The 23,572-nt window shown below is 37.6% G+C and carries 16 protein-coding genes and 4 pseudogenes; 13 read left to right on the forward strand and 7 right to left on the reverse strand.

The window, feature by feature from the left end; translation table 11 throughout:
- Positions 1-528 precede the first annotated feature (528 nt).
- The 3 genes from carB (at position 529) to MCS_RS04040 (ending at position 5,982) form a co-directional block, all read left to right on the forward strand.
- Positions 529-4,014: a carbamoyl-phosphate synthase large subunit gene (gene carB / locus MCS_RS04030; protein WP_004855913.1), complete on the forward strand. Its 3,486-nt coding sequence runs from the start codon at positions 529-531 to the stop codon at positions 4,012-4,014.
- 252 nt (positions 4,015-4,266) lie between these two features.
- Complete coding sequence (locus tag MCS_RS04035) at positions 4,267-4,476, forward strand: cold-shock protein (RefSeq protein ID WP_004855916.1); 210 nt, start codon at positions 4,267-4,269, stop codon at positions 4,474-4,476.
- A gap of 303 nt (positions 4,477-4,779) precedes the next feature.
- Entirely contained in the window at positions 4,780-5,982 is a 1,203-nt protein-coding gene (locus MCS_RS04040; RefSeq protein ID WP_004855918.1) for a pyridoxal phosphate-dependent aminotransferase, read from the forward strand.
- A 746-nt stretch (positions 5,983-6,728) separates the two neighbouring features.
- Here MCS_RS04040 and MCS_RS04045 read toward each other — a convergent pair.
- Together MCS_RS04045 and trxB are read right to left on the reverse strand one after the other, a co-directional pair.
- The gene (locus MCS_RS04045) at positions 6,729-7,634 is read right to left on the reverse strand and encodes a LysR family transcriptional regulator (protein WP_004855919.1); all 906 of its coding nucleotides are present in this window, start codon (positions 7,632-7,634) and stop codon (positions 6,729-6,731) included.
- 57 nt (positions 7,635-7,691) lie between these two features.
- The gene (gene trxB / locus MCS_RS04050) at positions 7,692-8,645 is read right to left on the reverse strand and encodes a thioredoxin-disulfide reductase (protein ID WP_004855921.1); all 954 of its coding nucleotides are present in this window, start codon (positions 8,643-8,645) and stop codon (positions 7,692-7,694) included.
- Between the two features lie 304 nt (positions 8,646-8,949).
- Between trxB and MCS_RS04055 the strand changes: the two genes are divergently transcribed.
- Positions 8,950-10,344 carry a TrkH family potassium uptake protein gene (locus tag MCS_RS04055; RefSeq protein ID WP_004855923.1) on the forward strand — a complete coding sequence of 465 codons (1,395 nt, stop codon included), beginning with the start codon at positions 8,950-8,952 and terminating at the stop codon, positions 10,342-10,344.
- Between the two features lie 547 nt (positions 10,345-10,891).
- Here the strand turns inward: MCS_RS04055 and greA are convergent.
- On the reverse strand, positions 10,892-11,365 hold the full coding sequence (gene greA, locus MCS_RS04060) for a transcription elongation factor GreA (RefSeq protein WP_004855925.1): 474 nt from the start codon (positions 11,363-11,365) through the stop codon (positions 10,892-10,894).
- Between the two features lie 407 nt (positions 11,366-11,772).
- Between greA and MCS_RS04065 the strand changes: the two genes are divergently transcribed.
- The 3 genes from MCS_RS04065 (at position 11,773) to MCS_RS04075 (ending at position 15,600) form a co-directional block, all read left to right on the forward strand.
- Positions 11,773-12,087 carry an SH3 domain-containing protein gene (locus MCS_RS04065; RefSeq protein ID WP_004855927.1) on the forward strand — a complete coding sequence of 105 codons (315 nt, stop codon included), beginning with the start codon at positions 11,773-11,775 and terminating at the stop codon, positions 12,085-12,087.
- Between the two features lie 253 nt (positions 12,088-12,340).
- Positions 12,341-14,500 carry an excinuclease ABC subunit UvrB gene (gene uvrB / locus MCS_RS04070; RefSeq protein ID WP_004855929.1) on the forward strand — a complete coding sequence of 720 codons (2,160 nt, stop codon included), beginning with the start codon at positions 12,341-12,343 and terminating at the stop codon, positions 14,498-14,500.
- 518 nt (positions 14,501-15,018) lie between these two features.
- Positions 15,019-15,600: a BA14K family protein gene (locus tag MCS_RS04075; protein ID WP_004855931.1), complete on the forward strand. Its 582-nt coding sequence runs from the start codon at positions 15,019-15,021 to the stop codon at positions 15,598-15,600.
- A 94-nt stretch (positions 15,601-15,694) separates the two neighbouring features.
- Here MCS_RS04075 and MCS_RS08665 read toward each other — a convergent pair.
- A pseudogene (locus tag MCS_RS08665) lies at positions 15,695-15,817 on the reverse strand (MBL fold metallo-hydrolase); the annotation flags it as partial.
- Here MCS_RS08665 and MCS_RS08095 point away from each other — a divergent pair.
- Both MCS_RS08095 and MCS_RS04085 read left to right on the forward strand, forming a co-directional pair.
- Positions 15,812-16,110: pseudogene (locus tag MCS_RS08095) on the forward strand (excinuclease ABC subunit UvrB); the annotation flags it as partial. The pseudogenes MCS_RS08665 and MCS_RS08095 sit on opposite strands and share 6 nt — an antisense overlap.
- A gap of 428 nt (positions 16,111-16,538) precedes the next feature.
- The gene (locus tag MCS_RS04085) at positions 16,539-17,273 is read left to right on the forward strand and encodes a BA14K family protein (protein ID WP_004855936.1); all 735 of its coding nucleotides are present in this window, start codon (positions 16,539-16,541) and stop codon (positions 17,271-17,273) included.
- A 65-nt stretch (positions 17,274-17,338) separates the two neighbouring features.
- Here the strand turns inward: MCS_RS04085 and MCS_RS04090 are convergent, their stop codons facing one another.
- On the reverse strand, positions 17,339-17,989 hold the full coding sequence (locus MCS_RS04090; protein WP_004855937.1) for an MBL fold metallo-hydrolase: 651 nt from the start codon (positions 17,987-17,989) through the stop codon (positions 17,339-17,341).
- Positions 17,990-18,131: 142 nt separating this feature from the next.
- Between MCS_RS04090 and MCS_RS04095 the strand changes: the two genes are divergently transcribed.
- On the forward strand, positions 18,132-18,791 hold the full coding sequence (locus tag MCS_RS04095) for a response regulator (protein WP_004855939.1): 660 nt from the start codon (positions 18,132-18,134) through the stop codon (positions 18,789-18,791).
- 98 nt (positions 18,792-18,889) lie between these two features.
- Positions 18,890-20,189 (forward strand): annotated as a pseudogene (locus MCS_RS08320) (ATP-binding protein).
- 51 nt (positions 20,190-20,240) lie between these two features.
- Here the strand turns inward: MCS_RS08320 and MCS_RS04105 are convergent.
- Together MCS_RS04105 and MCS_RS04110 are read right to left on the reverse strand one after the other, a co-directional pair.
- Positions 20,241-20,741: a type III secretion system chaperone family protein gene (locus MCS_RS04105; RefSeq protein WP_004855944.1), complete on the reverse strand. Its 501-nt coding sequence runs from the start codon at positions 20,739-20,741 to the stop codon at positions 20,241-20,243.
- A gap of 370 nt (positions 20,742-21,111) precedes the next feature.
- Entirely contained in the window at positions 21,112-21,369 is a 258-nt protein-coding gene (locus tag MCS_RS04110) for an accessory factor UbiK family protein (protein ID WP_004855945.1), read from the reverse strand.
- Between the two features lie 260 nt (positions 21,370-21,629).
- Here MCS_RS04110 and lgt point away from each other — a divergent pair.
- Both lgt and MCS_RS04120 read left to right on the forward strand, forming a co-directional pair.
- Positions 21,630-22,506, forward strand: a pseudogene (lgt, locus tag MCS_RS04115) (prolipoprotein diacylglyceryl transferase).
- Positions 22,481-23,560, forward strand: a complete 1,080-nt coding sequence (locus tag MCS_RS04120; RefSeq protein ID WP_004855949.1) for a class I SAM-dependent methyltransferase — start codon at positions 22,481-22,483, stop codon at positions 23,558-23,560. Before lgt ends, MCS_RS04120 begins: the two are co-directional and overlap by 26 nt.
- Positions 23,561-23,572: the final 12 nt, after the last annotated feature.

Here is a 23,572-nt window from a genome sequence, read left to right on the forward strand (position 1 = left end):
TCTCTTCCATGCACATGCTCTAGGATCAAAAGAGCATCATGAAAATATATAATATCATCCTTAATACCCCATATGATGTTCGCAGAATATTGCACCCTAAAAACTCTTTACAGCCAATATTGTTAAGAAAAATCACCAGAATAATCTATTATTAAACATGCCATTTCTCCCTATACAAATGCACCATTCCACAATACGCTTACTAAAAGAGAAATATCACGAACAATACAAATGCATAAAGGGATATAGCAACGAACATAATAGTAAATAAGCATCGTATCATACTATGATATGCGCTTCATAACGTGCATACAAAACCTCTTTAAAACATTAAAGAATTTTCATTTTTCGTAAAGGATTACTTGTATTTTCTCACCCCATTATTTTTGTTTTCATGAAAAAAAACAGGGAAAAGGTATTTTAGTGCTTACTTTCTTTATTTATTAACCTATAAAACAGCGTTAGCCTCGAAATTTAAATATTCAGCTTACTGCAATAGCGCACGAATGTTTATCATAGGAAAAAACCATGCCAAAACGCACAGATATAAAATCTATTCTTATCATTGGAGCAGGACCTATTATCATTGGTCAAGCATGTGAATTTGACTATTCAGGTACTCAAGCATGTAAGGCGTTAAAAGAAGAAGGCTACCGAATTATTCTGGTTAATTCCAATCCAGCCACCATTATGACAGACCCAGATTTAGCCGATGCAACCTATATTGAACCCATTACTCCTGAAATAGTGGCTCAAATTATCGCTCGCGAACGCCCTGATGCCCTTTTACCAACAATGGGAGGACAAACAGCGCTCAATACTGCCTTATCATTAAAACGTATGGGAATTTTAGACCGTTATCATGTTGAAATGATAGGCGCAAATGCTGATGCTATTGATAAAGCTGAAGATCGTGCCTTATTTCGTCAAGCAATCGCAAAGATTGGTTTAGAAACACCGCGTTCTATGTTAGCCAATGCGACTGAACTTAAAGAAGAAAACCGCCGATTACACGCAAAAACGCGCGATGAACTTAAAGCAAAACTTTCCGGCGATGCGCTTAACCAAGCCCTAGAAGAACTTGATCACTATTGGCGTCAAACAGAAGCAGACCGGAAACAACATTATATAGCACATGCCACAGCAAAAGCAGTTCAAGCTCTTGATACTATTGGCCTTCCAGCCATTATCCGTCCTTCGTTCACGCTTGGAGGTACCGGTGGTGGCATTGCTTATAATCGCTCTGAATTTTATGAAATCATTGAACGCGGTCTTGAAGCTTCACCCACCACTGAAGTTTTGATTGAAGAAAGTGTTTTGGGATGGAAAGAATATGAGATGGAAGTTGTTCGCGATAAAAACGACAACTGTATCATCGTTTGTTCAATTGAAAACATCGATCCTATGGGTATTCATACCGGTGATTCCATCACCGTAGCCCCTGCCCTCACCTTAACTGATAAAGAATATCAGTGTATGCGCAACGCTTCAATTGCGATACTGCGTGAAATTGGAGTTGAAACCGGTGGATCTAACGTACAGTTTGCTGTTAATCCTGAAAATGGACGCCTCATTGTTATTGAAATGAATCCACGTGTTTCCCGTTCCTCAGCTCTTGCCTCAAAAGCAACAGGTTTTCCAATTGCTAAGATAGCAGCTAAACTAGCAGTCGGATATACGCTTGATGAATTAAAAAATGATATCACCGGTGGTGTAACACCAGCGTCATTTGAGCCTTCTATTGACTATATTGTTACCAAAATTCCTCGTTTTGCTTTCGAAAAGTTTCCTGGTTCATCTCCTGTCTTAACAACAGCAATGAAATCTGTAGGGGAAGTTATGGCAATCGGTCGTACTTTTCAAGAATCTCTACAAAAAGCTCTCCGTGGACTTGAAACAGGTCTTACCGGTCTTGACGAAATTGTAATTCCCGAACATGCTGAAGGTGATGAGAAAAATTCCATACGCTCCGCCATTGCAATCCCGAGTCCTGACCGTCTGCGTTACATAGCCCAAGCAATGCGTATGGGGTTACCCCTGAATGAAATTCATCAAATTAGCAAAATTGATCCATGGTTTTTGGAACAAATCTCCTCCATAATTGAAATGGAGCAGCGTATTCGTATCCATGGATTACCCAAAGACACAGATAATCTACGTATGTTAAAAGCTATGGGCTTTTCGGATGCACGATTAGCAACCCTGACAGGCCAAGAACCCGATAATATTGCTGCTTTGCGTAAATCGCTTAATGTTAAACATGTTTTTAAACGGATTGACACTTGTGCAGCTGAATTTTCTTCACCTACAGCATATATGTATTCAACATATGAGGTACCCTTTGCAGGCATCGGATACTCAGAAGCACGAATTTCTGAACGCAAAAAAATTGCCATTTTAGGTGGAGGGCCAAACCGTATCGGACAAGGCATTGAGTTTGATTATTGTTGCTGCCATGCTGCTTTTGCTCTGCGTGATGCAGGCTTTGAAGCAATTATGATTAACTGTAATCCTGAAACAGTTTCAACTGACTATGATACGTCGGATCGTCTTTATTTTGAATCTTTAACAACAGAAGATGTTCTTGCTATTTTAGAAACAGAACAGAAAAAAGGAGAATTGGTTGGAGTCATTGTTCAGTTTGGCGGACAAACTCCATTAAAACTAGCAAAAGTACTAGAAAAACATCACATTCCTATTTTAGGAACTTCACCCGACGCCATTGATTTAGCAGAAGACAGAGACCGCTTTCAAAAATTATTATTCAAGCTTCATTTAACACAACCTAAAAATGGTATTGCCTATTCAGTTGAACAAGCACACCTCATTGCCCATGAACTAGGATTTCCATTGGTTGTACGTCCCTCTTATGTTTTAGGGGGGCGTGCTATGCAAATTATCCGAGATGAGCGTAGTTTGCAAAATTACTTGCTTGAAAATGTACCTGATTTGGTATCAGAAGATATCAAAGCACGCTATCCTAACAATAAAACCAATCAGCTCAATACACTACTCAGTAAAAATCCACTTTTATTCGATACCTATCTGACAAAAGCAATTGAAGTTGATGTTGACTGTCTGTGTGATGGAAAAGAAACGTTAGTCGTTGGTATTATGGAACACATTGAAGAAGCAGGAATCCACTCTGGTGATTCAGCCTGTTCTTTACCCGTACGTACGCTCTCAAATGAATTGATCATTGAATTAGAACGTCAAACAAAAGCGTTAGCAGAAGCACTTCATGTTCGTGGTTTGATGAATGTGCAATATGCCATTAAAGATGATACAATCTATGTCTTAGAAGTTAATCCTCGTGCTTCACGTACTGTACCATTCGTAGCAAAGACGATCGGTCGTCCCATCGCTAAAATGGCCACACGCATTATGGCAGGAGAAACGCTCCATGATGCTCTTCAAGCTTATGGAGGATTACCCTCTTCACAACAAAAACAGCGTATTGCTGTCAAAGAATCCGTTTTTCCTTTTGCACGTTTTCCAGGTGTTGATACGCTTCTGGGACCGGAAATGCGCTCAACCGGTGAGGTAATGGGACTTGATTATGAATTTGCCCTTGCTTTTGCTAAAGCCCAACTTGGAGCTGGTGTTGAACTTCCAAAAGAGGGAACTTTATTTGTTTCTGTAAGAGATGAAGACAAAAAACGCATCTTAGAACCTGTAAAACGTTTAACTGAACTTGGCTTTTTGGTTTTAGCAACAAGTGGAACACAAAAATTTCTTACCGAACATCATGTTAAGGCAGAAAAAATCAATAAAGTACTAGAAGGGCATCCCCATATTGAAGATGCTATTCGTAATCGACAAATTCATTTGATTTTTAATACAACCAACACAGCCAGTGCTATCTCAGACTCAAAATCATTACGCCACGCAGCGCTCATGCAAAAAGTCCCCTATTATACAACAATGGCTGGAGCTGAATCTGCAGTACAAGCTATCGAAGCACTCAAGAAAAGTAACCTTGAAGTGCGCGCGTTGCAAAGCTATTTCACTTAGAGTTTTTCCACGTCACAAAAACTACTCTCTTTTATACCCTCTCAATCTTTTCTTTATATAAAAGTATAGATTAAGACTTGCTTTTTATCTTAAAAACCTTTATATGGAATCTATCGAATTTTCGGTTATGTGACTTTCTTTCCTGTGCGATCTGCACTTTCGACGAAACTTCTCCCACCTAATTTCGATCTAAAGGCGTATTGGAATATTTTGGTTTCAGTACATAACATTATATATTCTAAGGAGTTTCCTATGTCTACAGGAACAGTTAAGTGGTTTAATACAACAAAAGGTTTTGGATTTATTCAGCCTAGTGATGGAAGTGCAGATGTATTTGTGCACATTTCTGCTGTCGAACGTTCTGGCTTAAATAATCTTAATGAAGGGCAAAAGATTTCCTATGACGTTCTTCAAGATCGTCGTTCGGGGAAATTTGCTGCTGGTAATCTTACAGCCCTTTGATCTTTCGATCCTGTAATATTCTTTAAAAAATCTTCATCTTTACAGATGGAGATTTTTTTATAAAGTGAAGCACTCTTTCTCTCTCTTGCATAATTGTCACGTCTTCCTCGCCCTTCACCTAAAGCTTTCATAAAAACAAAAAACAGTTTCCTTAAGCTATCTAAGAAACAGTGCAACAAAATCTGTATCTGAAATAAAATTTCCTAAAAATTTTTTCACAATTTCTTATTGCATACAACGTAATCTCTTATAGAATACTTCTAACTTAACAATCGCTTGCTTGTACTATATAAGGATAGAATTATGGCTTTTATCGCCGATAAGCTTTCTCGTATCAAACCTTCTGCAACAATTGCAGTTTCCCAAAAAGCACGTAATTTAAAAGCATTAGGTCGTGATGTCATTGCTTTAAGCGCTGGTGAACCAGATTTTGATACACCAGACAATATCAAAAATGCTGCTATTGAAGCTATTCGACAAGGGAAAACAAAATACACACCCATATCAGGTATTCCAGAACTGCGCCAAGCAATTTCTACAAAATTTAAAAGAGAAAATAATCTTACTTATAAACCAGAGCAAATTATTGTTGGCACCGGTGGTAAACAAATCCTCTTTAATGCATTTATGGCGACTTTAAATAAAGGAGACGAAGTTATAATTCCCTCTCCTTATTGGGTTAGCTATCCAGAAATGGTATCTTTAAACGAAGGTATACCTATCTTTGTAGAAACAAAAGCAGAATTTTCTTATAAACTTCAACCGGAAGAACTAGAAGCTGCCATTACAAACAAAACCAAGTGGTTTCTTTTCAACTCTCCTTCTAATCCGTCAGGTGCCGCTTATACGCATGATGAATTAAAAAAGCTTACGGATGTTTTACTAAAATATCCTCATGTTTATATCCTTACTGATGATATCTATGAGCATCTAACATATGAAGATTTTACCTTTGTCACTCCAGCAGAGGTAGAACCAAAACTTTACGACCGTACACTCACAATGAATGGCGTTTCTAAAGCCTATGCCATGACGGGTTGGAGAATCGGCTATGCAGGAGGACCAGAAAAATTAATTAAAGCTATGGATATCATTCAAGGACAACAAACATCTGGTACAAGTTCCATTTCACAATGGGCAGCGGTCGAAGCACTCAATGGACCACAGGATTTTATTGCTCAAAATAAAAGAATTTTTCAAACACGCCGTGATCTCGTTGTTTCCATGCTAAACAAAACTCCTGGCATTCACTGTCCAACGCCTGAAGGCGCCTTCTATGTTTATCCTTCTTGTGCAAAACTCATTGGAAAAAAAACACCTGATGGTAAAGTGATCAATCATGATGAAGACTTTGTGGTAGAGCTTCTGGAAGCAGAATCCGTTGCTGTAGTCCAAGGCTCTGCCTTTGGACTGGGACCAGCATTTCGTATTTCCTATGCAACATCAGAAAAACTGCTTGAAGAGGCTTGCTTACGCATTCAACGTTTTTGCAATAATTTACTCTAGAATTCTAAGTATTATCTGTCATGCAAACTTTGTAGTTAAATGTTAGGATATCTAATTTTCTCGACCACTGGGTTATAATATACAGAAATAATTCTATAGAGAAATGTATTTTAACAAAATTGCACAGGAATATATGCTGCTACCAAAATCAAAGAAGTTTTTAGCTATTCTTTCCAAATGAATGAATACAAGGAATTTTAAAGAAGATATTCATAAAAAATACATCCTTATCTTCTTGCTCTAATGAAAGGTAAACCATTAACTGTTATAACTTTATGAATAAAGAATTCTTATCACATACTTATAAGATTTGCACGTACTTAGCCATTTATGACCTGTAACATTTTACATCCATCAATGTTATAACCTGATAAGTATAAAACTTTTCTACTTTACAAAAGCTATCATAATAGCAAATATTTTACAAAGCTTTGAAAGCAAATTTTAGGACGCATAAATATTTTTCACATTCATAATTTTTTACAACCTTGTCCTTATCATCCCCCTAATAGCTAATAGAGATCTTTATTTTTAGATACTTTTTCAGAATAAAAAAAGCCGGACAAAAAGTCCGGCAAATTGAGAAGATCCACAGAGATAAAATCAATCTTACAGATCCTCATAAGGGAACACTCAAGAAAATGCAATGGGAGGCAACATAATCAAGAGATGCTATTTTATGTCACTTTATAGAGCAAAGCACAATAAAGACTTAAGCGTACCTGCTATGCAATAAATACATAGCTTTAAAAAGACCATTCACGTGCTTTTAAGAAGATATAATCACGAAAAGCATTAAGCTTTGCCAAATTTTTAAGAGCCTCCGGATAACAAAAAAAGGTATCAAAGGAAGGAATATCAACCATATCAGGGAAAAGACGCACAAGTCGCTCATCATTATTCACGATATAATCAGGCAGTACAGCAATACCAAAATCACACATAAGCGCTGTCTTGATTGAAATAATATTATTGATTTGTAAAACTGGGACCCGTGAAGATCCATCACTTCTTCCAGCTTTTTCCAACCAGTTCAAACCAGATAAATAAGATGGGACAGGTTCACCGTATGAAATAATACGATGTGCATCGAGTTCAGATAATTTTTCTGGTTTACCGTAATTGACAAGATAATTTTTTGAAGCATAAACATGCATATGAATGGTAAATAATTTTCTTTGTATAAGATCTGGCTGTTGTGGTTGGTGTAAACGAACAGCACAATCTGCGTGGCGCATCGTCAAATCAAGCTCTTCATCAGCAAACAAAAGTTGAATCCGCATATCGGGATAAAGACTCAGGAATTCAGGCATACGCTCCACAAGCCACCCCGCCCCCATGCCAAAGGTTGATGTAACGCGCAACTGTCCTGTTGGTTTTTCGCAACTTTCACTCAATTTAGAGCGTACATTTTCAAGCTTCATCAAAACATCATGCGCCGTACGATAGAGAATTTCACCCTGCTCTGTAAGAATTAAGCCACGCGCATGGCGCTGAAACAGGGATACACCAACTTCCTGTTCTAAAGCTGAAACTTGTCGTGAAATTGCCGATTGTGATAAATGCAACTTTTGAGCAGCATGCGTAAAAGAACCCGCCTCTGCCGCAGCATGAAAAACTCTCAATTTATCCCAATCCAATGGTAATGTCACGATTACTTTTACCCCTAATTTCTTTCATTTTTCTGATAGATATCTCTTTTTGACATTCTATACAGACAAGCTCAAAAACTGTTCTGCCTCCAATGCTGCCATACATCCTCTCCCTGCTGCTGTAACAGCTTGGCGAAATATGTTATCTACAACATCTCCCGCAGCAAAAATACCAGAAACGCTTGTGGCTGTTGAATCTGGCGCAGTCCATAAGTATCCACCTGTTTTTTGTTTCAATTGCCCTTCAAACAAAGAGACAGCAGGATCATGTCCGATAGCAATAAATACCCCCTCTGTATCCAGGTTACTCTCTTGACCAGTTTTAATATTTTTAAGACGTACTCCTGTTACCACAGCTCCCATTGGAGCATGCGCCGGTAAACCAACAATTTCTTCTACCACATGATCCCAAAGAACGCGTACATTATCACGCGCAAACAATCTATTTTGTAAAATTTTCTCCGCCCGAAAATGATCCCTCCGATGAACCACGCTTACACTCTTGGCCAAATGCGATAAGTAAAGAGCTTCTTCAACAGCTGTATTCCCTCCTCCTACAACAATGACATCCTTACCACGATAAAAAAAGCCATCACACGTTGCACAAGCAGAAACACCCCTCCCCATAAATGCCTGTTCGCTTTCTAAACCAAGCCAGCGAGCCTGCGCACCCGTAGCGATAATGAGCGCATCACAACAATACTGCGTTCCTGAATCTGCGTATATGGTAAAAGGACGCTTTGATAAATCAGCCTTTGTGATAATATCATAGATAATTTTTGTACCCATGTTTTCGGCTTGTTTTGCCATTTGTTCCATCAACCATGGTCCTTGAATTGGATCAGAAAAACCTGGGTAATTTTCAACTTCCGTTGTAATTGTCAACTGTCCACCCTGCTGTAATCCAGTAATCAAAACCGGACTAAGCATTGCCCTTGCTGCATAGATAGCTGCTGTATAACCAGCGGGCCCAGAACCAATAATAAGCAGCCGAACATGCGATTGTACCATAGAATCTCTTTCGTTTTTTATTGCTTTGTTATTCTATAAATTATAAAGAAATTCAGCCTTAAAAAAAACGTTTTTCAACAGCTTAAATTATGGTGTATACATATTTCTTTTCAAGTTTCATGAGAAGGACTAAAAGTCAGTTTATTAAGATATACTTCGTATAAAAATAAATCTTCGTCCCATCAAAGAGAGGTGTAAATTCTCATGAGCACAAAATTGTAACAAAAGAAAAAGATAGGGAACAACCATTTTTCAATTTATTATCAATGTCTGTGCACGTTTTGCGTTAATTATGGGAGGAGCAATGCTTTTGCCTGCCTTTGTAGATTTGCACAACAATAACCGCGATTGGATGGCCTTTCTCTACTCTTGCATCATAACCACTATGTTAGCAACACTGATTCTCTTGGCAACAAGAGGCGCAACCTGTCGTTTTTCTGCACGGCTTGGTTTTATGCTTACTGTTTGCCTTTGGCTAACAGGAAGTGTTGTGGGTGCCTTACCTCTTTATCTTTCTTCTCTACCAATTTCTCTGGCAGGAGCGATTTTTGAATCCGTTTCTGGAATCACAACTACAGGCTCCACAGTAATCACTAATCTTGATAATTTATCGCGAAGTATTTTGTTGTGGCGTTCTATCATATGCTGGATTGGAGGTATTGGCTTTATTGGTTTAGCCTTATTACTTTTGCCTTCACTCCGTGTTGGCGGAGTACAGCTTTTTCATATGGAATCATCCGATAAATCTGAAAAGATATTACCGCGCATTAACCAGATTGCCAATGGAATTATCATAGCTTATGTTGGACTAACATTTGCTTGTATGCTCTCCTACTTCGCGTCTGGTATGAGCTTATTTGATGCCATTAACCATGCAATGAGCACAATAGCAACAGCTGGATTTTCAACTCACGATGCTTCTTTTGGATATTTTTCTGCTAAACCAGCCATTTTAATCGTGTCAACAATCTTTATGTTGCTCTCCGCTTTACCTTTTGTGCTTTATGTTAAATTAGTACTGCCTGGTCGCTCTAAACGCTTCATTGATACACAAGTAATCGTTTTTCTTAATATTGTATTCCTCTTCAGCTTTGCTCTAGCAGCATGGCTACGATTTCATGATCACCGCACTTTCCATTGGATTTTCCTTGATGTCATTTTTCACCTTTCATCTATCATAAGCACCACCGGCTATAGCGCTAAAGATTATCAACTTTGGGGACCTTTTGCTCTCGGAGTTTTTTTTATTGTTTCTTTTACAGGTGGTTGTGCTGGTTCTACTTCTGGGGGCATAAAAATTAATCGTTTAATTATCCTTTGGCGTATTGCTCAAACAAATATGGAAAAACTTCTTTTTCCTAACGTAGTGGTAAAGGCACGTTACGATCACACAAATATATCAAATGATGTAGCTAAAGCGGTTTTATTTTTTGTATGCCTTTATATGTTCTGTCTTCTTATCGGCACTGCACTTTTACTCACAACTGGTCTGGATTTTACATCTGCTTTTACCGGTGTCTTAACTGCTCTTTCCAATATTGGCCCAGGTTTTGGAAACATTATTGGCCCTGCTGGAAATTTCTCTACCATTAATGATAATGCCTTATGGATTTTGAGCTTTCTCATGCTCGCAGGACGTCTTGAAATTATCACTATATTCGTACTTTTTATCCCTGCTTTTTGGCGTGAGCAATTTTAATGCATGATATTCTATTTTTGTAATAATCAGAAATTGAAACGATAAATAAACCATTATGCATCATTGAATGCTAGAAAGTAAATAATGATGCCCAACTTACATCTTCATAAACGTAAAGATGGTGCTGCTCAGTAAATTTTACCTTATACTATTACAGGCAGCATCATGAAATAGACTTTGAAAACAATAAAAATCTCTCTTTCAAAACACTAAACCAATATTTTATATAATACTGCTGATTATTTAAAATGCATTTAAACTGTAATCGCATAATACCAATGCTAAAAGGTCTCTACAAAGCATCTCAATAATACAGGGTATATGCCAAAAACGAAATACCTCCCTCTCGGACTTTTTTAAAGTCCGAAAAGGTTCTTCAAAGCAAAAATGAAAAAAATCTTAATTCCCAAAACTCAAAAGAAGAAACACATACCCTCTGTTCTTACGGTAATGAAATGCACTGAATATTACGGACATTACTCTTGAAAACATATTTACAATTGAGGAATATGATCTCTGTTTTTTTGAGAGGCATATGCATAATATTTTAAATATACTGCACCTTAATAATTTCATAATTATGTGCACCACCTGGTGCGTTTACCTCAATCACATCTCCCTCTTGCTTACCAATGAGTGCGCGTGCAATAGGTGAGGAAATAGAAATTTTACCAGTTTTGACATCAGCTTCTTGATCCCCAACAATCTGGTAAACTTTTTTCTCTTCAGTATCCTCATCCAAGAGTTTAATAGTAGCTCCAAATTTAATTTTATTGCCTGAAAGACGAGAAACATTAATAACTTCCGCCCGCGCAATATAATCTTCAAGCTCATTTATACGCCCCTCATTATGGCTTTGCGCTTCTTTCGCAGCATGATATTCAGCATTTTCTGAAAGATCCCCATGCGCGCGCGCTTCAGAAATTGCTTCAATAATTCGTGGACGTTCTTGTTGTTGACGCCAACGCAGCTCTTCTTTAAGACTTTCAAAACCAGCTGTAGTCATCGGAACTTTTTCCATAATCCGTCCCTTTCTGTTACACGGAAGGTTTAATAAAAATATAAAAAACGGCTTCCAAAATCACTTTTGGAATCCGAAAACCACAATTTTACTTATTATATAGTACAGCATCCCTATTTTCCATATAAAAATAACAAGGAAGCCAAAGCATTTACTAATTACATTAGAAAAACGTTAGTATTGTAAAGTGTTAAACGTCTAACAAAACCTGCCTCATAAAAGGAATGAATGTTTATGAAATCGTGCGTAACAACAAACTTGTTTTATCAAAAAACTCAAAGCTTTTAGATGCCTATAGAAGAAACAATTGTATTTTTTGTATTTTATCATACTCTATCTAACATACAAAGAACCTTGTATGAAAAAATAAGAAAAGGAAATCTCTAAGGAAACTTAGTGCAAAAAAAATGAAAAATTTGATAATCTTTTTTGTATTTGGCTCTCTCTTTTTAACCACAACAGGATCAAAAGCTACTGATGCTTTTGCCATAAAAAATCTTAATTTTAGAGAGGGACCAAGTATGCGGTATGCACTTCGTGGTTTAATTCCTGCAGGTCAGTTAGTATTTGTCCAAACCTGTAGAGGAAACTGGTGTTACATAAAATATAACGCTCAAACAGGGTGGGCATCGTCTCGATATCTATCATTTAAGGATGGAAATGATCTTTATCGCGCATATACAACACCTTCAATTTACAGTACATATGGTCATTATCAATAACAACCGTACTGAACCTATAACAACTTCTCTATTGCTGTAAACAAAATGGTCAATACAAATAACAACCACAAATGCCATAACACTTAAAAAGTACAAAAATACTTTCCCTAAAATGAATCGAATATTTTATGACATCTCTCGTAGACTGGAACAAAACGGATATAAAAAATGCTTTTTCGTTCTCTTTATCACATTGTAGAATATGACATCTCCTTTTAAAATACGCACATGTCTCTCTTAAAGGATAACAAAAATGAAAAATGGTGTGACAGCAACAGTTGAAGCTCTTTCTGCTCTCATTGCTTCAGGTAATCCTCTTTTTAAGAATGGCGCATTATGGACACCCCACCGCCCTGCTCGTCCTGAAAAGTCTGAAGGTGGCATTCCATTTCAACTCGAAACACCCTTTGAACCTGCGGGAGATCAACCTAAAGCCATTAAAACTCTGGTTGAGGGAATTCAAAAAGATGAGCGTACGCAAGTGCTTTTGGGTGTTACCGGCTCAGGAAAAACCTATACAATGGCCAAAATCATTGAAAAAACACAGCGTCCAGCTCTGATTTTAGCTCCCAATAAAACTCTAGCGGCGCAGCTTTATGGGGAATTTAAAAGTTTTTTTCCCCATAATGCCGTCGAATATTTTGTTTCCTATTATGACTATTATCAGCCAGAAGCCTACGTTGCACGCTCTGATACCTATATTGAAAAAGAATCCTCAATTAATGAACAAATCGACCGTATGCGCCATGCTGCAACACGTGCTGTCCTTGAACGTGATGACGTCATTATTGTCGCATCTGTATCCTGTATCTACGGAATTGGTTCAGTAGAAACTTATACTGCTATGACCTTCAAAATAGAAAAAAGTGATAAACTCAATCAACGGAAATTAATGGCCGATTTAGTTTCTCAACACTATCATCGACAAGATATTAATTTCATTCGTGGTTCTTTTCGTGTTCGAGGGGATACAATTGAAATTTTCCCTGCCCACCTTGAAGATCGTGCTTGGCGTATTTCGCTCTTTGGCGATGAAGTAGAAACAATTACGGAATTTGATCCTCTAACGGGTCAAAAAACAGGTGACCTTCAATCGATTAAAATTTATGCCAACTCACACTACGTAACACCACGCCCAACACTCAATCAAGCGATGAAATCGATCAAAATGGAACTCGCTCAACGCCTTGATGAATTGAACGCAGCTGGACGTCTTTTAGAAGCACAACGTTTAGAACAACGTACAATTTTTGATTTGGAAATGTTAGAAACCACCGGCTCATGCTCTGGAATCGAAAATTATTCACGCTATTTAACAGGACGAAAACCCGGAGAACCACCACCGACCTTGTTCGAATACATTCCAAACAATGCTCTTGTTTTTATCGATGAAAGCCATGTAACCATTCCCCAAATTGGAGGCATGTATCGAGGTGACTTTCGAAGAAAAGCAACCCTAGCAGAATATGGGTTTCGCCTACCTTCCTGTATGGACAATCGCCCTTTACGCTTTGAAGAATGGGATGCGATGCGCCCACAAACTATTGCCGTCTCTGCAACACCAGGACGCTGGGAAATAGAACAATCTCACGGCACTTTTGCAGAACAAATTATTCGTCCAACAGGGCTCATTGATCCGCCAACAGAGGTTCGTCCAGCAAGCAAGCAAGTCGATGATGTTGTGAATGAAATTCGTAAAACAATTCAAAAAGGCTACCGTACATTGGTGACAGTTCTCACAAAGCGTATGGCCGAAGACTTAACTGAATATCTCCACGAACAAGATATTCGCGTACGCTATATGCACTCTGACATTGATACATTAGAACGCATTGAAATTCTACGCGATTTGCGGCTTGGCACCTTTGATGTCCTTATCGGTATCAACTTGCTCCGAGAAGGCTTAGATATTCCAGAATGTGGCTTTGTTGCCATTCTAGATGCCGATAAGGAGGGCTTTTTGCGCTCTGAAACTTCCCTCATACAAACAATCGGACGTGCTGCACGTAACGTAGATGGCCACGTTATCCTCTATGCAGATACAATCACAGGCTCCATAGAACGAGCCTTACAGGAGACACAAAGACGTCGACAAAAACAAATAGCCTATAATGAAGAACACCATATCACACCCAAAAGTATCAAAAAAAATATCGGAGATATTCTCAATTCAGGCTATGAAAACAACCATATTCGCACAAGTATCCCTGATGTCATCGAGAAAAAAAATATGGTTGGCAACAATTTAGCATCTCATATTAAACACCTTGAAAAATTAATGCATGAAGCAGCTGCTGATCTCAACTTTGAAGAAGCAGCGCGACTTCGTGATGAAATCAAACAATTACAAAAGATAGAACTAGAAATCGCTGAGAACCCCTTAACACATCATAGCGAACAATCCACACTCTAAAAAAGCAGACAAATTTAAAGAGAATGTTTTATATATATCAAAAAATTACTTACAATATATTATCTTTATACAATGATACTCTGATATCGAACTCAAAATATTATTTAGCATCACAAGAAAATATTCAAACAGGACACTGTTCTATAACACAAATAAAGTAAAACAATACTTTATCGTAGGACAATAAGCTTATGATAAAAAATGATAACCTTTATTCATATACCTATTATTCAATTTACATTGTATAAAGTGATACAAAAAGTATCCCTAAATAAATAGTTTATATTCCATAGTAAAAAATCGTGGACTCTCAATACAAACTTATTAATTAACCTCAAGCAGAGTACATTAATTGAGATCAAAATTCTGTCATGATTTTATTTTATTGTACCCACGATAGGTTTAACTAAATGAATTTTCATTTGTTTTGTCACAATAAAGTCCAAAATTATTCAGGCTCTATTCAGTTTGAAACGTGTAGGATGTGAAAAATACGAATTTACACAAGGAGCATCATTATGAAAAAGGTGATCAAGCTAGCGGTATTATCAGCAATGTCAACTGCAACCGTTTTCATGCCGCTAAATACAACGCTCGCGGATATAGCATGGTATCAAATGAGTGAAATGAAGAAGGAGTCTGGTTTACCGTCTCGCAATTTTAGCTCCCATTATTTTCATAGTAAACATCACTCTTTTGATGATCCCCACAAGCGTCATTATGTCAGCCATAGCTGGAGAGAACAACAACATCATCATGTTGAAAGCAAGACATATCATTATGTCGAACGTAAAAAGACAAAACACAGTAATATTCAAGGAGATGCTTTAGCATTGGGCATTCTTGCTCTTGCAGCAAGTGCAGTTCTTAATAAAATTTTTAAAAAACCAGAACAGCCACAAATTGTCTATCAAGCCGCACCACAAAATCAAGTGATTTATCAAGTGCAGCAAACGGTGGAATATGAGCCAGTACAACAATCATTAGAATCTGATTGGCTTAACTATTGCAAGAAAAAATACCGTTCCTTCAACCCTAAAACAGGGACTTTTCGAGGCAGTGATGGCTTAAATCATGTCTGCTATGCTCCAGTAAATTGAATTAACCAAATAAATTGAATTAACATTGAGAAAAGCCCGCTCTAAAGTGGGTTTTTGATAACCTTCCCCTTTAAATCTCTTGAAGAAAAGGATTCTATTGACGTTCATAGCCTATGCTACTTTTGAGACCATACCCACAGATAAAACAAATATCATCGCCTAAGGGCAAAACTTTTTCTCGAAGAGATTGCATCAATTTTTCATGGGAACAAAATGGGATGCGATGCGCCCACAAACTATTGCCGTCTCTGCAACACCAGGACGCTGGGAAATAGAACAATCTCACGGCACTTTTGCAGAACAAATTATTCGTCCAACAGAGCTCATTGATCCACCAACAGAGGTTCGTCCAGCAAGCAAGTCGATGATGTTGTGAATGAAATTCGTAAAACAATTCAAAAAGGCTACCGTACATTGGTGACAGTTCTCACAAAGCGTATAGCCGAAGACTTAACTGAATATCTCCACGAACAAGATATTCGCGTACGCTATATGCACTCTGATATCGAACTCAAATATTATTTAGCATCACAAGAGAATATTCAAACAGGACACTGTTCTATAACACAAATAAAGTAAAACAAGACTTTATCGTAGGACCATAAGCTTATGATAAAAAATGATAACCTTTATTCATATACCTATTATTCAATTTACATTGTATAAAAAGTGATACAAAAAGTATCCCTAAATAAGGAATTTATATTCCATAGTAAAAAATCGTGGACTCTCAATACAAACTTATTAATTAACCTCAAGCAGAGTACATTAATTGAAATCAAAATTCTGTCATGATTTTATTTTATTGTACCCACGATAGGTTTAACTAAATGAATTTTCATTTGTTTTATCACAATAAAGTCCAAAATTATTCAGGCTCTATTCAGTTTGAAACGTGTAGGATGTGAAAAATACGAATTTACACAAGGAGCATCATTATGAAAAAGGTGATCAAGCTAGCGGTATTATCAGCAATGTCAACTGCAACCGTTTTCATGCCGCTAAATACAACGCTTGCGGATATGGCATGGGACTTTACTCACTCTATCACGAGAGACATAGATGATATGATGAGGAAGATGCGTAAAGAAAGAGATGATGCGACAAGGGAAATTGATAAGAAAATTGATGATATCTGGCGTTCCCGTTTTTCTAACTCCCGTTGTTCTGATAGAAAACGTGGCTTTTTTCCTGATGATTTCCAAAAGTTTATGGATGATTTCGACGGCTGTTCTAATGACAACGACAAAAGCAAGAAACAACAACAACAACAACATCATCATCATCATCATCATCATCATCATCATCATCATGTTGAAAACAAAACATATCATCACATTGAGCGCAAAAAGACAAAACACAGTAATATTCATATAGACAACTCAGGAGATGCTTTAGCAGTGGGTATTCTTGGTACAATTTTAAAAAAACCAGAACAGCCACAAGTGGTTTATCAAATAGTACCACAAAATCAGGTAATTTATCAAAAAGTTCCGCAAAATCAAAGAGTTTATCAAGTTCAGCAAACGGTGGCATATGAGCCACTCCAGAAATCATTAGAATCTGATTGGCTTAACTATTGCAAGAAAAAATACCGTTCCTTCAACCCTAAAACAGGGACTTTTCGAGACCGTAATGGTTTGGAACACATTTGTTACGCCCCAATAAATTAACTTTTGTTCTACTAAAAAAGTCTTAAATGGCACAAAAAAACGCTTCAAAGCGTTTTTTTGTTTGCTCATATATTAAAATCTTGAAGAAAAGGATTATTATGGCGCTCATAGCCTATGCTACTTTTAGGACCATGCCCACAGATAAAACAAACATCATCGCCTAAGGGTAAAACTTTTTCTCGAAGAGAGTGCATCAATTTTTCATGAGAACAGAAGGGGAAATCAGTGCGTCCAATAGAACCACGAAAGAGCACATCACCCAAGAGAGCTAAGCGTTCTTTTTCATTGAAATAAATAACATGACCAGGAGAATGTCCTGGGGTGTGAAAAACTTTAAACACATGTCCAGCAAAATGAACGCACTCACCATCTTCTAACCATTGGTCAGGAATACAGATGCAAGCATCAGTGATGCCGTAATTTTTTGCGCTTTCACTCACGGCATCCATCACAGGCTTATCATCGCGATGTGAACCGATAATTTTTACATTAAGCGCTTCTTTCGCTTGCATTGCTGCTCCCACATGATCAAAATGACCATGTGTTATCCAAATAGCCTCAACGATAACACCATTCTTTTCGATTACGTCTTGAATCTGCGGCCAATCACCACCGGGATCAACGAGAACCCCCGTTTTACATTCACTATCAAAAAGCAAAGTGCAATTTTGTTGGAATGTCGTAACTGGAATAATATGTATATTAAGACTACCCATAATATCCTTTTCAAAAATAACTTTTTTAAATTTATAAATAAAACTTTCTCTCCTTTAAGGTAAAGGTGCTGCTCGACAGCTTTATACAACTTATGTAAACTTGCATTTTGTGTAAACTAAATTTTTGTCAAGGTTTTTAAGAATGTCCGATCATATTCAAGTTTTGTGTGATGACGCACCTCACCTTCTTGTGATTGATGACGACACTCGTATCCGCAATCTTTTATTTCAGTTTCTCATTAAAAATGGATTTCGTGTTTCAGTTTCAGCCAATGCTAATGAAGCAAGACGACTGTTGGCAAGTTTAGATTTTGATCTTCTTATTATTGATGTCATGATGCCTGGTGAAAACGGTATTGATCTTACTCATTCACTCCGCCAAACAAAAGATGTTCCTATCTTCATGCTAACAGCTTTATCAGAAATAGACAATCGTATCCATGGCTTAGAAGCGGGTGCAAATGATTATCTTGCTAAGCCTTTTGACCCTCGTGAGCTTCTCCTTCGTATCAATGCCATTTTACGGCGTGGTTTTCCCCCTCACCACCCCAAAATTGAGCAGATCGTTTTTGGACCTTACATATTTTCAATTTCACGGCGCGAACTCAAAAAAGGGGGAGAAATTATTAAATTAACAGATAAAGAACAAGAAATGATGGTCATTTTTGCCGAAAATGCAGGCGATACAATTCCGCGCCATAAATTTGCGACCGATGACAGCAATATAAGTGAACGTGCCATTGATGTACAGATCAACCGCCTTCGTCGTAAAATCGAAAAAAAACCAGCACTGCCTATATGAATCCAAACCGTGCGAGGAATAGAGTACAAACTCTCTATTGAATAGGCACAAGAATGATCAAACCTTTAAGATTTTTTCTTCGATGATTAACGAAAAAAATGCCTAAACGGTTTTATACTCGCTCTTTGATCATTATTATCGCTCTCATGGTACTTCTGCAAACAGTCATTGCTTATGTCTTTATGGAACGCCATTGGCAAATAGTAACCGAGCGTCTTTCAATGACTGTCGTGCATAACATTTCAGCCATTATTGATATTCTTGAAAACATATCCACAACAAGATAACTATGAAGATATCAAGCGTATTGCACAACAACGTATGGGATTAAACATTTCTATTCTATCTCATACCTCCTTACCCCCCTCCAGGACCTAAGCCATTTTTTGCAATTCTTGACTATTTTTTAAGTGAAGAAATCACCCGCCAAATTAACCGTCCCTTCTGGATCGATACCGTAGGAGATTCTGATCTTGTTGAAATCCGTATCCACCTTGGTCACAACATCTTACACGTCTTTGCTCCACGCAGCCAAGCCTATGCTTCCAATACTGCTATTTTTTTTAAGCTGGATGGTAGGAACAGCTCTTGTTTTATTGCTGATAGCAATTTACTTTTTGCGCAATCAAATCAAACCCATTCAACAATTGGCTGAAGCAGCAGAAAGCTTTGGACGTGGTTGTCCTTTACCAAAAGGATTATCAATCACAAGGAGCTGATGAAGTCCGTCGTGCTAGCATTGCTTTTTTACGTATGCGAGAACGTATTGAACGCCAAATCGAACAACGCACTATGATGCTCTCAGGAGTAAGTCATGATTTAAGAACCATTCTTACACGCTTTAAACTTCAACTAGCATTAGTAAATACAGACTTTGATATTAAACCGCTTGAGCAAGATGTAAGTGACATGCAAAACATGTTAGAAGATTATCTTGCTTTTGCTCGTGGTGAAGGAAGTGAAAGTGTCAAAACTTTTGATTTAAATGCTCTTATGCAAAAATTCTCTGCGGATGCTCATCTTCACAAACGTCAATTTTCCTACACTATCGAAGGTCCTACAAAGATACAAGCATGTCCCTATGCTTTCACCCGCCTAGTCAGCAATCTTGTATCAAACGCATTTCGCTATGTGAAGACTGTTAAATTAACAGCTGTATCAAAACAAGAATCTTTCATTATGACTATTGATGATGATGGACCCGGCATTCATAAAAATATGCGTATAGAAGTCTTCAAACCATTTTTTAGACTTGATAAAGCACGCAATCAAGATGCAAGTGGGACAGGACTTGGCCTTTCTATTGCTCAAGACATAGCACGCAGCCATGGTGGCAATATTCAATTAGACGACAGCCCATTAGGAGGATTGCGCGCTACTCTTGATATTCCCCTATAAGAAATATCATAATTTGTCTCTTCATAAAAAACATTTAACAGACTTTGTGATTTAAGCATTTCCTACAGTTTCAAACAAAGTATATTGCAGTGCTTTGTAAGCACTTTCTCCAGCCCAAGCAACCATTTGAAAAGCAACATAATAGCTTTCGCAAACTTTAAGCGCGTGTATCAACAATGTTTCAACCTGGACATGAGACGGATGCACTCCACCAGCCAAAAGCAAACCCTGCCGATAAATAACTGAATTATCCTCTTGCCAATAATCAAAATGCCCCAACAACAACTTTTCATTAATTGCAAGCAACAAGCGATGGACTTCTGCAGTTCTAGCATTTTCGATACAAAAATCAAAGGCACAAGCCAAATGAAGAGCTTCCTGCTCTTCCATCCATGAAAACGCAAGGTGGTAATCTGCCCGTTTCCCTTCAACGCAAACACTAATTTCATCTTGTGCATCCCGTTCAAAGGACCAATCATATTTACAGGCAATCTGTTCGATACAATCAACAGGATGTTCTTCTCTATCTGTGGCGCGAAATGCAAGCCTCATCATTAATCCTCAATAATTTAACAACTCGTCAACAGAATAAAAATGTCTAAACCGTAACAACATTGTGCTACAATCAAAGCCCTTACACCAAACAAACACACATTAAAAACATAGACTACACACATCGTACTGGGAATTAAATAAAACATTTCCCACAGCAACGAACTTGATCACAAAAACGAATCATCAAGTTTTTTCAGTGTATTGATACAATTTGATAGTGCTAGCCCCCTGATTTAAAAAAAAACACTTTTTTATAAGAGTCAAACCAAAAACAAATAAAAAATCTGCTCTAACAGACTCATGATTAAGCATTTTTCGGCTTTATACATCTTATTGAAAAATTGGGGATATTTTTACAGAAACTATCTTATTGTTTGCGTGTCCGCGTTTTTTCCAAATCATCAAGGCGCTTTTTCAAATCAGCGTTGTCGGCATGTGCCTTCAGAACACTTTCCTTAAACATTTCAAATTCTTCGCGTGGAACAAGATCAAGTTTATTGGCTATCTTTTCAGCCTGTAAACGAAAAGCTGTTCCAGCTTCACGCCGTATACCTTGTGCAACATCAAGTGCATCGGTTGCTAATTTTGCCAATTCATCAAGAATGCGATTTGATCCATTACGCATAACATTTTCCCTTAGTTCGAATTACTGATGCACGCATTATAGCGCATTTTCATAACATTTAGATACCGTATTTGTTCCTTTTATCATATCGATTTTACCATACTATACAAATTTACTTGCATCTTTTTACACTTCTTTTGCCATCATAAAATTTTGCCACTATAATACAGTGAAAATCTACCACATCCCTGACTTGACCATTATACATTGATCTGTCATTTCTGAGCGTCATGTAATCTCTAAATGTAAAGTGCCTACTCATGAATGATCCTTGTCCAACCATTGCTTTTCCAACTTTTCTCGATCCCGTGTTTGTTCATTTAGGCCCGATAGCTCTTCATTGGTACGGACTTGGTTATGTTGTAGGTATTCTTTTCGCGTGGTGGTATGCACAGAAATTATTAAAAAAACAATCTCTCTGGCTTGCAAACAGCCCTCCTATGAATAAAGAGAAGATAGGAGATTTTGTTATTTGGTCTGCTATCAGTGTTGTTGTTGGTGGACGTTTAGGACAAGTGCTTATGTGGGATCCTATCTATTACTTTAACCATCTAAATGCCATTATTGCAGTATGGGATGGAGGTATGTCTTTTCATGGAGGACTCATTGGTATTATCATTGCTATGATCTGGTTTTCTCGTAAAAACAACATTAAAATATCTGCAATGTTTGATATAATTGCTGCAGGTGCTCCTATAGGCATCGGTATTGTACGCATATGCAACTTCATTAACCAAGAATTATGGGGAAATATGACCACTGTACCTTGGGCCGTCTGCTTCCCTCAAGATCTTGACTATTTACCGCGTCACCCAAGTCAAATTTATGAAGCTTTCATGGAAGGTTTTCTTCTCTTCATTATCTTATTCATTCTTATTTTTGCTTTCAAAGCATTAAAACGCCCTGGTGCTGTAGCTGGAACATTTATTATAGGCTATGCAATCGCCCGAAGTATTGCAGAAATTTACCGTGCTCCCCAAGAAGATCCTGAATGGTTTTCTAGCCTTTTTCATTCCACTGGATTTACCTATGGTATGGCTTTATCCCTGCCCATGATTCTTGTGGGCATTTACCTTCTTTTCCACGCCTTCAGACACAAATCTATAACATAATGGTGACCCTCAAAGAAAAAATTAAAGAAATTATTGCACGCAATGGACCAATCACTATTAGCCAATATATGACGTTGGCACTTACCGATCCTCAATTTGGTTATTATCAAACACAAACACCCTTTGGACGAACTGGTGATTTTATTACCGCACCTGAAGTAAGCCAATTGTTTGGAGAGATGATTGGCATTTGGACTCTTGCAAACTGGAAAGCCCAAGGTTGTCCCAGCCCTTTTATTCTTGCTGAAATGGGCCCAGGACGTGGAACTCTTATGGATGATATTTTGCGTACCATTCAAAAATTATCCACTGTCGCCTTCAATGCTGCTGAAGTTTTTCTTATTGAAATAAGTAAAAACCTTGCAAAAGAACAAAAAAAACGTCTTTTATCTTATAAAAAACAAATCCATAGCGTTGAAAGTTTTGATCAAATTCCTTCAAAAACTCTCTTCTTAATAGCCAATGAGTTCTTCGATACACTCCCCATCAACCAGTATATTAAAGTCAAAGGAGAATGGAAAGAACGTCGCATTACAATCAACCAAGATGGAAATTTCATATTTATCGCTGACCCACGAAAACTTCCTTCTTTTTGCTTACAATCCTACTTTTTTGAAATACCTGATGGAACAATTTTTGAACATGCACCCTCACGGCATCAATTAATGCAACAAATCAGCAACCATTTGGTACAAATGAACGGTTCTGCTTTGCTTATCGATTATGGTGCTTCTGATCTTGCATTTGGTGATACACTGCAAGCAGTCTCAAAACATAAATTCCGTGATATTTTTGATGCTCCCGGTGAACATGATTTAACATCACATGTTGATTTTTCCTTTTTAAAAAAAATAGCCCTTGAGCAAGGCTGTTTTGCTGAAATCTTCGAGCAAGGAGATTTTCTTTTAAAAATGGGACTGTTAGAACGCGCAGCACAGCTTGGAGCCAATAAAAGTGTTACATTGCAAAACAAAATTCGCCAAGATATTGAACGATTAGCCGGCCCAAATCAAATGGGCAAATTGTTTAAAGTCTTGTATGTGAGTGATAAAAATATACCATTACCTCCTAAATTTTGATTACCAATAATA

Source organism: Bartonella doshiae NCTC 12862 = ATCC 700133 (genome assembly GCF_000278155.1).
GTDB lineage: Bacteria > Pseudomonadota > Alphaproteobacteria > Rhizobiales > Rhizobiaceae > Bartonella > Bartonella doshiae.